We start from the raw sequence: 13,102 nt of genomic DNA, 5'->3' as shown, positions 1-13,102 counted from the left end.
AAGGTGGGTTCATGAATACGGTCATGGACGAGGCGGAGATCGTCTTGCGGGTACGGCATGCGGACGGCCGGTGGTCGGCCAGGACGGTCTGGGTGGTGGTGGTCGACGGAGAGGCGTATGTCCGCTCGGCTTTCGGGCGGCGCAGTGTCTGGTACCGGCGGGTCCTGCGGGACGCGGACACGCAGGTGGAGGTGGAGACGGCCGGGGTCCGCCAGGCCGTCGTCCTGCAGCCGGTGGAGGACCCCAGCCTCGTCCTGCGCGTCTCCGGTGCCTATCGGGCCAAGTACGGGCTGCGGTGGCCCGGCCCGGTCGAGTCGATGAACGGGCCCGAGGCCGCTGCCACCACCATGCGGCTAACGGAGGCCGGGCAGGTCTCGCAGTTGCCTGCGTGAGGTGAGTTGGAGCTTGCGGAAGATGTTGCGCAGGTGCGCGTCGACGGTGCGCGGGCTGAGGAACAGCTTCGCCGCAACCTCCTTGGAGGTGGCGCCGTCGGCGACCAGGCGTGCGATGTGCACCTCCTGCATCGTCAACTCGTCCGATGCCTTGGACGTGCGGCTGCGGGCCTGCTCCCCCGTGGCGCGCAACTCGCCGGCGGCGCGCTCGGCGAACGCCTCCAACCCCAGGTCGGACAGCGGCTCGTGCGCCAGCCGCAACTCGGACCGGGCGTCACGCCGTCGGCCCTGGCGGCGCAGCCACTCCCCGTACAGCAGATGGGCGCGGGCGCGGTAGACGACCAGTGTGCTGCCGTCGAGCAGGGCGATCGCCTCCTGGTAGGCGGACTCGTCCTCGGTGACCAGGGCCCGCGCGTAGGCCTCGACGCCGAGTCCCCACGCGTGGCGGCCTGCCTGCGTGCGCTGTTGCAGGGAGGCGAGGGCCGCGGCGGCGGCATCGGTGTCGCCGCAGCGTGTGGCGGCCTCGACCAGTTCGGGCAGGGCAAGGCCGGCCGTGCCGACGGCGCCGTATTCGATGGCCTGTTTCGCCGCGTTCAGTGCGGCGGGGTAGTCGGCCAGGCCGTTGTTGAGTACGGCCGTCGCCCACTGCACGCTCAGGCTCATCCGGTGGTCCACCGACGCGAACAGTTCGGTGGCCTCCTTGTGCCGTCCGCGCAGCGCTGCCAGGTGCAGGCGCGGGTAGACGAGCGGGGCCGCGCCGGTGGCGTCGGCGATCGCCTCCTCCTCGGAGATCAGCTCCATCGCCGTACCGAAGTCGCCCGTGTGGACGTTCGCGGTGGCCTGCATGGCCAGTGCGATGGGCAGCGCGTGGAAGGAGCCCGACTCGCGGCCGGCCGCGACCGCGCGGGTGGCGATGGCGTGCAGGGCGTCGAAGTTCCACAGTTCGGTGGCCACCATGAAGCCCAGGGACGGCCGCCTCGCCCACACCTGGTCGTCGGTGTCGCCGAGGATCGGACGGAGGATCTCTCCCGCCGCCGCATGGCCGTCGCTGACCAGGCTGATCAGGCCCGTCAGGACCGTCGCCGCGCTCGATACCGGATCGCCCGACAGCAGCGCCGCTTTTCCGGCGGTCTCCACCACCTGGTCGAGGCCGCCGAGCAGCAGGCCCATTTCGATGGCGTCCAGATAGCACTCCCGTGACCAGGCGGGGTCGGTGGCCGCCAACCGGGCGGCGGCGCGCAGGAGATGGGCGGTGGGGCCTTCGTCGCCCCGGCGGCGGACGAACGACAGCCTGCCGCGCAGCAGGTCGGCCCTGGCGGCCTGACCGGGTTCGTCGGTGGGGACGGTGGTGAGCAGGTCGGCCGCCGTGTCGAAGTCGCCCACCGAGAGCTTGGCCGAGGCCGCCGCGAGGACCCGCTCGGCACGTTGGACCGGGCTGATCGTGAGCGCAGCGGAGCGTTCGAGAAAGGCCGCGGCCGCGGCGAGGCCACCACGTTCCTGGGCGCGGGTGGCGGAGACCTCGAGCTCGGCGGCGACCGCCTCGTCGGGGCCGACACTGGCCTGTGCGCGATGCCAGGCCCGCCGGTCGGGGTCGGTGGCCGGGTCGGTCACGGCGGCCAGCGCCTCGTGCGCCCTGCGCCGCTCCTCCGGCGCTGCGGCGCGGTAGGCGGCCGAGCGGGCGAGGGGGTGGCTGAAGCGGATTCGGGTGTCGAACTCGACCAGCGAGACCGCCTGTTCGGCGGCACTCGCGTCGATGTCCAGGAGTGCGGCGGCACGCCACAGCAGACCGGGGTCACCGATCGGGTCGGCGGCGGCGACGGTCACCAGCAGCCGGGCCTGCGGCGGCAGAAGCTCCAGCCGGGACCGGAAACTCTGCTCGATCACGCCGGGCACCGAGTCGGGCTGGGCGAACCCGCCCGCCATCCCGGCGAGACCGGCGGTCCTGGGAAGTTCCACCAGCGCGAGGGGGTTGCCGCGCGCCTCGGCCAGGATGCGGTCGCGCACCCGCTCGTCCAACGGGGCGCGGACCGCCGCGGCCAGCAGCGCGCGGGCATCGGATTCGCCAAGTCCCTGAAGTGAAAGGGCGGGCAGCTCGTCCAGTTCGGGCAGGCGGCTCGGCTCGCGCGCCGCGAACACGAGGGCGATCCGTTCGGCCGAGACCCGGCGGGCCAGGAATGCCAATGCCTTGGCGGACGCCTGGTCCAGCCACTGGGCGTCGTCCACGACACACAGCAGCGGGCGGTCTTGCACGGTCTCCGCCAGCAGGCCCAGCGACGCGACACCGACCAGGAACGGATCGGGTGTGCCCGTGTCGAGACCGAAAGCGATCTGCAGCGCCTTGCGGTGCGGTGCGGGCAACTCCATGAGCCGACCGGTGACGGGCGCGAGCAACTGGTGCAGCGCGGCGAACGGCAGCTCCATCTCGAACTCCGCCCCGGTCGCCCGCACTACGAGGAATCCGGTGGCGGCCTCATCAAGGTGCCGCAGCAGCACGCTCTTGCCGATGCCCGGCTCACCCCGCAGGACCAGGGCACCGCCCCGGCCCTCACGCGCCTCGTGGAGCAGGGCGTTGAGCCGGCGTATCTCGTCCTGACGACCGATCAGCACATCCGCGTTTGTCTCGGGCATAATCGACAACCTATGCGGTAGCGCGGCGCGGGGGAATCCGGGAAATCCCTCAGTCGTACCAGGGACGCGAGAGCTTCCAGTCGTACCAGGCAGCCGTATAGGCGATGACTACCGACGCGAGCGGTAGGTGCCCGCTGCGAGTGTCGAGTCATGACCCGCACCGCACCGCAAACGACGACCACCACGGGCTGGACACCGCTGGCGGTCCTGGCCACGGCCCAGTTCCTGGTCGTGCTGAGCACGTCGATCGTGAACGTCGCTCTGCCCCAGATCCGGGCCGGGCTCGATCTGTCGGACGCGGGCCAGGCGTGGACGGTCAACGCCTACGTACTGGTCTTCGGCGCGCTGCTGCTGCCCGGCGGCCGCGCGGGCGACGTGTACGGCCTTCGCCGCGTGTTCCTGCTCGGCATCGGCCTGTTCGCCCTGTCCTCGCTCGGCGCGGCACTGGCGCCCACCGCGAGCGTGCTGATCGTCTGCAGGGCCGTACAGGGGATCGGCGCAGCGCTGCTGGCGCCCACGGCGCTGGCCCTGGTGCTGACGCTCTATCCCGGCAGCAAGCGGCGTGGCACCGCGCTCGGGGTGTGGGGCGCGGTGTCCGGTGCCGGCGGCGCGGCGGGCGTACTGCTCAGCGGGCTGCTCACCAGTCTCTACGGCTGGCGTGCGGTGTTCGTCGTGATGGTGCCCCTCGCGCTGGCCGTCCTGGCTGCCACCTGGTTGCTGGTCCGAGCCGACCGGCCACGCGGCGGAAGCCTGGACGCGGTGGGCGCGGTGACGGTGACGGCGGGCCTGGTCGCGCTCACGTACGGCCTGTCAGGTGCTTGGCCGCTCGCCGTGATCGGTCTGATGCTGCTCGGTGTGTTCGTGGTGCTCCAACGCCGCGGCGCCGACCCGCTGCTGCCGGGGCGCATGAGCGTGGTGACCCTGCCCAACGTACTGATGGCCCTGCTGGGCGCGGTCTGGCTCGGCCTGTTCTACTTCCTCCCCCTGTACCAGCAACGCGCCCTCGGCTACTCGCCGTTGGAGGCCGGGCTGACCCAGCTGCCCCTCGCCCTCACGATCACCCTCTCCTCGTGGGCCACCGGCAAGGTCACCGGCCGCCATGTCCTCCCCGTGGGCCTGCTGGTCCTCGCGGCCGGACTGGCCTGGCTGTCCCGTACTCCGGCTGACGGCACCTTCCCTGTGGACCTGCTCGGCCCGACGCTCCTCATCGGCGCCGGGCTGGGAGTGGCCTTCGTCCGGCTCACCACGATGTCCTCCACCGGCGTCGCCGCAGCCGACAACGGCCTGGCCGGCGGGCTGGTCAACGCCACCCGCCAGATCGGCGGAGCCATCGGCCTGTCCTTCCTGACCCTGCTCCCCTCCCCCGGCGCCGCCTTCCTGGCCTGCGCCGCCCTGGCCCTCCTCATCTCGGCTCTTTCGGCCCTCCGGGCCCGCTGAACTGTCTCGCCCCCTCACTCCCTTTGACCTGAAAGGCATGACGATGAACCTTGAAAAGCCGTACGTCAGTGGCCACTTCACCCCTGTCACCGACGAGATCACCGGCCGCGACCTGAAGGTGCGCGGCACCCTCCCGCCCGAGCTGCACGGCCGCTACTTCCGCAACGGCCACAACCCCAAGCCGGGCATCACTCCCACCCACTGGTTCCGCGGCGAAGGCATGATCCACGGTGTCCGCCTCACCGACGGCCGCGCCGAGTGGTACCGCAACCGCTGGGTGCGCACGCCCTTCCTGGACGGCGTGCCGTTCACCGGAACCGAACTCGAAGTGAGCGCCGCCGCCACCAACATCATCTTCCACGGGGGCCGTTACCTGGCCCTGCAGGAGGCCAACCTGCCCTACGAGGTCAGCGCCGACCTCGACACGATCGGCGTCCACGACTTCGGCGGCAAGCTCACCAGCGCGATGACCGCCCATCCCAAGGAGGACCCGGCAACCGGCGAACTGCACTTCTTCAGCTACAGCCCCTTCCCGCCGTACCTGACCTACTACGTGGCCGACGCCTCCGGCGACATCGTCAAGTCGGAGGTCATCGACGGCTCCGGTCCGTCCCTCATGCACGACTTCGCGATCACCCGCGAGCACGTCGTCTTCATCAACTCGCCCGTCGTCTTCGACCACGCCGAGCACTCCGGCATTCCCTACCGCTGGCACGACGACGTCCCGCTGCGCATCGGTGTGATGCCGCGTGCCGGGGGCCGGACCAGCTGGTTCGAAGTGGCCGACCAGGCCGCGCTGTTGCACGTCGCCAACGCCTACACCGACGCGCGGGGCCGGATCGTCCTCGTAGCACCGCGCTTCGACCGGTCCGCCTGGGAGAACTCCTGGAAGTGGTGGGTCGGCGCCCCCGGCTACGGCACCAGCCCCGACGCCGGCTCGACCATGTACCGGTGGATCATCGACCCGGCCACGGGCAAGGTCACCACCGAGTCCCTCAACGACCTGGCCACCGAGTTCCCGTCGATCAACGACGCCCACACGGGTTCGGCCCACCGCTACAGCTACGCCATCGCCTTCCCCGGCGCGGGCCTGTCGGGCTACCACACCGTCAAGTTCGACACCCTCACCGGCAAGGAGAAGCTGCTCGCCCACGGCGAGGGCCGGATGCCGGGCGAGGCCGTCTTCGCGCCCGCCGAGGGCGCAGCCGGCGAGGACGACGGCTACCTGCTCACCATCGTCAGTGACCTCACAGCCGACGCCTCGGAGCTGCTCGTCCTGGACGCGAGCGACCTGAGCACCGTCGCTGCCGTCGAACTCCCCCGCAGGGTGCCCGCCGGCATCCACGGCCACTGGATCCCCGACGCCGAACTGCCCGCCTGACCCACCCCGGTCACCCGGTCCGCCGCCTCACCCGCACGCCCCGAACGGGGCCCGCGCCCTCCGGCAGCCAAGTCCGCCGGATCCCCCGCTCCGCCCCCGACCCACCCCAGCAGCCCGGGCCGCCGCCCACTCCCCCACGGCGGCCCGGGCCCCACACGGAGGAACTGCCATGACCTACCCCACGACCATCGACTACTACGCCCCGATCGTCGCCGACCATTCCATCCGGATCGCCGCTCCTCTCGAGCGGATCTGGCACCTGCACACCGACATCGCCTCCTGGCCCACCTGGCAGCACGCCATCACCGAGGCCCGGTTCGACGGTCCCCTCGCCCCCGGCACGACCTTCCACTGGGCGACCGCGGGCCTGATCATCGACTCCACCATCTACGCGGTCGACGCCCGGCACCGCATCGTGTGGGGCGGACCCGCGCACGGCATCACCGGCGTGCACGAGTGGACGTTCACCGAGGACGGCGACTGCGTCGTGGTCCGCACCCGCGAGTCCTGGGCCGGCGCTCCGATCGACGCCGACCGGGACAACCTCGCCGCGGCGCTGGACGACTCGCTCAGGTCCTGGCTCGACTCCCTGAAGAAGGCGGCGGAGTCGGCGAAGCGGTAGGTCCTGCCGGACGCCGATCCTCGGGTGTTATGCCGAGTGCTGGTACGCCGAGTACGTGAGATAGCCGTTGTCGCCGCCCTGGAAGTACGTCGCGTCGTCGGCGGGAGCGATCGGGAGACCGGTGCGCAGACGCTCCACCAGGTCGGGGTTGGCGATGAAGGCGCGGCCGAAGCTGATGAGGTCTGCTCCCAGGCTCAGCCAGTGGTCGGCGTCGGCCTGGCCGGTCTGCTTCGGGCCCATCGGCAGCACCGGATTCATGACGAGGGGGCCGGACCAGGTCCGGCGCAGACCGAGAAGCGTCTCCTCGTCGGTGGTGGCCTCGAGGTGGACGTAGGCCAGGCCGAGCCGGGACAGCTCGGTCAGGAGCGCGGTGTAGAGGTCGGCGACGTCGGTCTCCTCGATGCCCCAGAAGGCGCCTCCGGGCGAGAGTCGGATCCCGGTGCGGTCCGCGCCGATGGCTTCGGCGGTCGCGGCGGCCGTCTCGACGGCGAACCGGATCCGGTTGCTCACCGAGCCGCCGTATCGGTCCGTGCGCAGGTTGGCGTTGGAGGAGAGGAACTGCGAGATCAGATAGCCGTTGGCGCCGTGGAGTTCCACACCGTCGAAACCGGCGTCCACGGCACGGCGTGCGGCATCCGCGTACGACTGGACATGGTCGGGCACCTCGGCCGTGTCCAGGGCGCGCGGAGTCGGCGCAGGAAGCGGTCCGTTGGGGGTGAACACCTCGCCGACGGCCGCGACGGCCGAGGGACCGACGGGCTGCATACCGGTGGTGTCGGGGTGCGAGACCCGTCCGCCGTGCATGATCTGGGCGAAGATCCGGCCGCCGTTGGTGTGCACCGCGTCGGTCACCGGGCGCCATGCGGCCACCTGCTCGTCGGTGTGCAGCCCAGGAGTGCCGGGGTTGGACTGCCCGATCAGGTTCGGCTGCACCCCCTCGGTGACGATCAGGCCGGCCGTGGCGCGCTGGGCGTAATAGCGCGCCATCGACGGCGTCGCCAGACCGCCCGCGGCGGCTCGGACACGGGTCATCGGCGCCATCACCACGCGGTTGGGCAGCGCCAGGGTGCCGAGCCGGTAACCGGAGAAGAGGGTCGTCACGTCATGTCTCCTTCGTGATCCGTCGTGCCCGGACGGGGGCACGACGGTTACGCTAAAACCTGACATTGACGTCAGAGGCAAGGGTTGTGCTCCGGATCACAACCGGGAGGGGTGGCATGCGCATCGGCGAGCTCGCGGCACGGGCCGGAGTCAGCGTCAGGTCCCTGCGCTACTACGAAGAACAGGGCCTGCTCTCGAGCACCAGAAGCGCCAGCGGGCAGCGGCACTACACGGAGAGCCACGTCGAGCGGGTCACGTTCCTCCAGCGGATGTACGCCGCGGGCCTGTCCAGCCGGACCATCTCCGAACTGCTGCCCTGCGTCGACTCGCCCAGCGAGGAGACGTCCGACGCCGCGCTGGAACGGATGGCCGAGGAGCGCGACCGGCTCTCGGAGCACATCGAGGACCTCATCCGCACCCGGGAAGCCCTCGACACGTTGATGGCCACGAACCGGGCCCACCGAAGGCGCCTGAAGTCGGCCGCGACGGGCTGACCCCGGGCCGGAGGGCGGCCTGAGCAGGCGATCGATCGGTCCGTACGGTCTCTAGTCGTCCAGGTCGGCGTACTGCAAGTGGTGGTCCGAGTACGCGCTGGGAAGCACACGGTGCTCGAGCGGGACGATGCCTCGCAGGAAGATGTAGTCGAACTTGCTGTCCCAGTCCGTGGTCGTCCGGCAGGTGCCGACGGGCGAGGCGGAGGGATGGCACTGGGGGTCCGCATCCGCGGCCAGGGCCCACATCCGGGCGAGTTCGGAAGCGTCCGGCACAGCGTTGAAGTCGCCGACCACGATGGCGCGGTCGTGTCGCGCGACCTCTGCGGCCAGCACGCCGACCTGGGCCGCCCGGACCTCCTCCTGACGCCGATGGGCGAGGTGGGTGTTGAAGACCCGGGTCGGCTGGCCACCCACCATGGTGGTGACCGCCATGTACCCACGGTCCTCGGATCCTCCGTCGGGGTACTCCACGCTGACGCGGTCAGTCATCGGCGCCGCCGAGAGGACCGCCTGGCCGTAGGCCCCCGGACTCCACGGCACTCCCCCGCAGCGGCCCCAACTCCGGAGAACCGTCCCGTACTCGACGTGGTAGACCAGCCCGTGAAGGCTCTCCAGATACTCCCGGATTCTCTCGACGTCCCGCACGCACGCTTCTTGCATGCCGACGACCTGGGGCGCGTACGCGGCGATCTCCGCAGCCCGGTCGACGTTGCTCACCTCGCACGGGTTGCAGATGTTCCACGTCATGACCCGGTTCGATGCGACGTCCTTGACGGCTTCGACGGGCATCGACCTGGCGAAGAGGCCGCCGCTCGGTGCACTGGGGCCGACGAGCACCATGCAGGCGACGATCACGGCGCCCGCGAACAACCGCGTGCCCCTTCCGAACACCATCGCCTCCTCGATCCCGATGCCCACGGCATCTGACGTCTCCTTACAAGAGGTTATGGGACGGGGTTGTCGGCAGCACCCGCTTCTGCCTCTTCACCAGGCCCTTGCCCCGACCCCGGCGCCGGGCCCGAATCCGCCTTCACCGAGCCGACGTTGACCGTACGTCGACCACACGCCAATGCTTGAACCTGCTCGGAACTGCACTCTATCGAGCACGTATTGACATGACCCGTCGGAGCCCGCAGAGTCATGCCCCGACAGTCCCCACAGTGCCCCGGCAGTGATGCAAGCCACCCCAGCGAGGAGTGTTGCCGTCATGTCCGAAACACCCGCTGTCTCCCGCCGACTGCTCCTCGGCGGAGCCGTCGCCACCGGCGCGGCCGCGGTCGGGATGGCCTCCGCGGCTCCGGCCGCGGCCGCCGCGACCGAGCAGGCGCCCCGCCGCCGTCCCGGACAGAAGTCGATGATCGGAGTGCCGTTCGAGGCCCACAGAACCGTCCGCGTCGGTGTCATCGGGCTCGGCAACCGTGGCAGCGGCATGGTCGAGGGCTGGGCTGCCGTGCCCGGCTGCACCGTGACCGCCGTCTGCGACATCCGCGCCGACCGCGCGCGCCGCGCCGCCGACCGGCTGGTGAGCAAGGGCGAGCCCCGCCCCGCCGAATACGGCGGATCAGCCGACTCCTACGCCCGGATGCTCCGGCGCGACGACATCGACCTGGTGTACGTCGCCACACCATGGGAGTTCCACCACGAGCACGGCAGGGCCGCCCTGCTGAGCGGCAGGCACGCGGTGGTGGAACTCCCCATCGCGACCGAACTGCGCCAGCTGTGGGACCTGGTCGACACCTCCGAGCGCACCCGCAGGCACCTGCTCCTCGCCGAGAACTGCAGCTACGGCCGCAACGAACTGGCCATGCTGAGGATGGCGCACGCCGGCCTGTTCGGCGACATCACCAACGGCCACGGCGGCTACCTCCACGACCTGCGTGAACTCCTGTTCTCCGACACCTACTACACCGACTCCTGGCGGCGCCTGTGGCACACCCGCAGCACCGCGTCCCTCTACCCCATGCACGGGCTGGCCCCGATCGCGGCAGCCATGGACATCAACCGCGGCGACCGGATGACCACCCTCGCCGCCACCGCTACCGCCCCGAAGGGACTGGCCGACTACCGCGAACGCTTCGTCCCGCGCGACCACCCGTCCTGGAAAGAGACGTACATCAACGGTGACCTGGTCACCTGCCTCATCGAGACCGACAAGGGCAGGATCATCCGGGCCGAGCACGAGGTGAGTTCACCCCGGCCGTACAGCAGGATCAACAGTCTCGCCGGGAGCCGGGGCATCGTCGAGGACTACACCGGGCCCGCCCCGACCGGCGCGCGCGTCTATCTCGAACCGGACCACGGCGGCCACACCTGGCGCGACTTCGCCGACTACCGCAAGGAGTACGACCACTGGCTGTGGCAGAAGGTCGGTGACGACGCCGCGAACAACGGCGGCCACGGCGGCATGGACTACGTCCTGCAGTGGCGCACCGTCCAGTTGATGCGCGCGGGGCTGGTGCCCGACATCGACGTGTACGACTCGGCCGCCTGGTGCTCGGCGGTCCCGCTGAGCGCCGCGTCCCTGGCGAGGAACGGCCGCCCGGTCGAGATCCCGGACTTCACCCGCGGCGCCTGGGCCGGCAAACGCCCCGGGCTCGACTCCAGCCCCACGGACATGCCACCCGTCGGCTGATCCCAGGCCGGGGCCGCGCCGGTGCCCTTCGGTCGGCCCGGCCCCGGCTCGGCGTGAGCGTGCCCGGGCGTCGACGTCCTGGGCCGCGGTCGGGTCAGGGCTGTCGATCAGGCCAACCCTCAGGTTCAGCGTCGCCGGGCAGTGCCTGCTCGGCCCAGATCGTCTTCTCTCGCGTGCTGAAGCGGGTCCCCCATGCCTGGGCCAACTGCGCGATGATGAACAGGCCTCTTCCGCCCTCGTCGACCGTGGCGGCGTGGCGCAGGTGGGGGGTGGCCGAGCCGGCGTCACGCATCTCGCAGGTCAGGGTGCGGTCATGGATGAGTCGCAGTTCCATCGGTGGACTGCCGTACCGGATGGCGTTGGTCACGAGTTCGCTGACGATGAGCTGGATGTTGTAGGAGGTCTCGTCATCGATGTTCCACGCGGCGAGTTGCCGGCGCGTACGGCGCCGGGCGTCGGCCACGGCCGCCGGCTCGGGGTCGAGTGGCCATGCGGCGCAGCGGTGGGCGGGGAACGCCCGGGTGCGCGCGACGATCACCGCGGCGTCACTGACGCCCAGATCGGCGGGCAGAGCGTAGACGAGGGCATCGCCGAGTTCCTGGAGCGGGCGGTCGGCGTAGTGGGACACCGCGGCCAACGGGCCCGGGAATTCGGCCAGATACGAAGTGAGGAGCGGGTCACTGGCGAACACCAGGACGCTGCCGGCCGGAACGTCGAACTCGACGGCCGCGAAGGGCGCGCCCTCCGCACTCCCCAGCCTGGGCCCGGCCGGTGCGCCGGAGAGGGACACCGACCCGTCCGGACGTACGACCAAGGGGGCCAGCCCGCCGGCCGCCGCCATCGTGCACGTGCCGGTCAGAGGGTCGTGGACCGCGTACACGCAGTCGGCGGTGAGGGCTTCTTGGCGCAGCGGATCGCCGAGCGGGAGGTGGGCCCGTTCAATGGCAAGGCGCCCCGCCGTGTCGTGCAGACGGGCGAGCAGTTCGTCGGGGGTGAGGTCGAACACCGACAGGGAGCGTACGGCGGTGCGGAGCTGGCCCATGATCGCGGCTGCATGCACACCGCGTCCCGACACCTCGCCGACAGCGATGGCGGTGCGGGCGCTGGACAGGGTGGTGGTGTCGTACCAGGCGCCGGGGTCGGCACCCGTGAGGGAGAGGTAGGCGGTCTCCAGCCATGCGTGGGCTTCCGGCCGGCGGGGCAGTATTTGGCGCTGCACCGTGGCGGCGATCGTGTGTTCACGTGTGTAGCGACGGGCGTTGTCGATGCACAGTGCGGTGTGCGTGGCCAACTCGACGGCGAACGCACGGTCGTCCTCGTCGAAGGCCGGCGAGTGCTCCGTGCGGTACAGGCTCACGATCCCGAGGGCGGCGTCGCGCAGCGTCAGGGGAACCACGAGGAGGGAATGGGCTCCGGATGAGCGGATCGCCTGCGCGAGAGCGGGATCGGCGTCCAGCCACGAAGTGTCCTGTTCCAGCTGGACCACCCTCGGGCTCAGGTCGGTCAGGGCCTGGGTGAAAGGCGTGGGACCGGCGAGGCGGCGGACGTCGCCCACCGCACGGGCATGCGGCGGCCGGATACCGGCGCCGTGCAATGCGGTGCGTATGACCAGCGTGCCGGTGGGCGGCGGGGCGAAAGGGGGATCATCGCCGCGGAGCACGGCGTCCACCACGTCCACGACGGCGACGTCGGCGAACGCGGGCACCACGGCCGCGGCGAGTTCCTCGCCGATCAAGGCGGGCTCCATCGTGCGTCCCACCCGCTCCCGCACCACATCGAGCATTCTGGTGCGGGCCAGGCCCCTCTCGCGTTCGGTGACGTCGACCGCGGTGACCGCCACCCCGAGCACCGACCGCTGCGACCCTTCCAGGCGCAGCGCGCTGACCTCGAAGCTCCGCTCCTGCGCATCCCCCTCGACATGCGCCCGGACGATGCGTTGCCGCACGGGGACCCCGGTGTCGAGCACTTCTCTCAGCAGCGCCTCCACGTCGTCATCCACGAGTCTGTAGACCTCATGGACCGGTCGCCCCCGGAGGTCGTCCATGGATAGGTTCCGCATGCCAGGAGTGGCGGTGTTGACGCGCAGCACCCGCAGGTCCGTGTCGATGAGGTGGAGCCCTACCGGGGACTGCGTGAACAGCGCCTCCAGCATCAGGGCGGCCGCCTCGTCGACCGGCCCGTCGGGATCCCTGTCCGCCACGGGACCCACCTCCGAGGTGCTGCGATCGCTCGGGGGTACGCTGCCCCATGTCCCAGCGTGCTCCACGGTCGGCAGGACCGCACCCGCAGACGTCTCCCCTGCCGACATCATGCGCTCTGCCGACCCACCGATCTCGGACCGCGCGGCCGGCGAGGTCGCGGAGCTTCAGTGGCCCGAGTCAGGCCGGTGGTCGTCCAAGACAGGGATCGTAATGC

10 protein-coding genes are annotated in these 13,102 nt (G+C 70.9%); 6 read left to right on the top strand and 4 right to left on the bottom strand.

Going from position 1 to position 13,102, the window contains the following annotated elements:
• Positions 1 to 11 precede the first annotated feature (11 nt).
• Positions 12 to 392, top strand: coding sequence for a DUF2255 family protein (locus tag ACZ7M7_RS32110; protein WP_472122938.1), 381 nt, complete (start codon positions 12 to 14; stop codon positions 390 to 392).
• Here ACZ7M7_RS32110 and ACZ7M7_RS32105 read toward each other — a convergent pair.
• Positions 354 to 3,020, bottom strand: a complete 2,667-nt coding sequence (locus tag ACZ7M7_RS32105) for an AAA family ATPase (RefSeq protein WP_472122935.1) — start codon at positions 3,018 to 3,020, stop codon at positions 354 to 356. The two genes, ACZ7M7_RS32110 and ACZ7M7_RS32105, sit on opposite strands and share 39 nt — an antisense overlap.
• 150 nt (positions 3,021 to 3,170) lie before the next feature.
• Between ACZ7M7_RS32105 and ACZ7M7_RS32100 the strand changes: the two genes are divergently transcribed.
• The 3 genes from ACZ7M7_RS32100 to ACZ7M7_RS32090 all read left to right on the top strand — a co-directional run bounded on the left by ACZ7M7_RS32100 (position 3,171) and on the right by ACZ7M7_RS32090 (position 6,460).
• On the top strand, positions 3,171 to 4,457 hold the full coding sequence (locus ACZ7M7_RS32100) for an MFS transporter (RefSeq protein ID WP_472122932.1): 1,287 nt from the start codon (positions 3,171 to 3,173) through the stop codon (positions 4,455 to 4,457).
• A 37-nt stretch (positions 4,458 to 4,494) separates the two neighbouring features.
• Entirely contained in the window at positions 4,495 to 5,838 is a 1,344-nt protein-coding gene (locus ACZ7M7_RS32095; protein ID WP_472122929.1) for a carotenoid oxygenase family protein, read from the top strand.
• 169 nt (positions 5,839 to 6,007) lie between these two features.
• Positions 6,008 to 6,460: an SRPBCC family protein gene (locus ACZ7M7_RS32090; RefSeq protein ID WP_472122926.1), complete on the top strand. Its 453-nt coding sequence runs from the start codon at positions 6,008 to 6,010 to the stop codon at positions 6,458 to 6,460.
• Positions 6,461 to 6,487: 27 nt separating this feature from the next.
• On the opposite strand, the gene ACZ7M7_RS32085 is transcribed toward ACZ7M7_RS32090, so the two are convergent.
• Complete coding sequence (locus tag ACZ7M7_RS32085; RefSeq protein ID WP_451174517.1) at positions 6,488 to 7,561, bottom strand: alkene reductase; 1,074 nt, start codon at positions 7,559 to 7,561, stop codon at positions 6,488 to 6,490.
• A gap of 116 nt (positions 7,562 to 7,677) precedes the next feature.
• Between ACZ7M7_RS32085 and ACZ7M7_RS32080 the strand changes: the two genes are divergently transcribed.
• Entirely contained in the window at positions 7,678 to 8,055 is a 378-nt protein-coding gene (locus tag ACZ7M7_RS32080) for a MerR family transcriptional regulator (RefSeq protein WP_451174520.1), read from the top strand.
• A gap of 51 nt (positions 8,056 to 8,106) precedes the next feature.
• On the opposite strand, the gene ACZ7M7_RS32075 is transcribed toward ACZ7M7_RS32080, so the two are convergent.
• On the bottom strand, positions 8,107 to 8,949 hold the full coding sequence (locus ACZ7M7_RS32075) for an endonuclease/exonuclease/phosphatase family protein (RefSeq protein ID WP_472123323.1): 843 nt from the start codon (positions 8,947 to 8,949) through the stop codon (positions 8,107 to 8,109).
• Positions 8,950 to 9,262: 313 nt separating this feature from the next.
• Between ACZ7M7_RS32075 and ACZ7M7_RS32070 the strand changes: the two genes are divergently transcribed.
• Positions 9,263 to 10,687 carry a Gfo/Idh/MocA family protein gene (locus ACZ7M7_RS32070; protein ID WP_383605638.1) on the top strand — a complete coding sequence of 475 codons (1,425 nt, stop codon included), beginning with the start codon at positions 9,263 to 9,265 and terminating at the stop codon, positions 10,685 to 10,687.
• 94 nt (positions 10,688 to 10,781) lie between these two features.
• On the opposite strand, the gene ACZ7M7_RS32065 is transcribed toward ACZ7M7_RS32070, so the two are convergent.
• A complete protein-coding gene (locus ACZ7M7_RS32065; protein ID WP_472122921.1) occupies positions 10,782 to 12,887 on the bottom strand; it encodes a SpoIIE family protein phosphatase in 2,106 nt (701 codons plus the stop codon).
• Positions 12,888 to 13,102 lie beyond the last annotated feature (215 nt).

Source organism: Streptomyces sp. NPDC111606, from assembly GCF_055656945.1.
The sequence above is the reverse complement of the archived record's forward strand: the minus strand, read 5'-3'. Positions and strand labels throughout refer to the sequence as shown.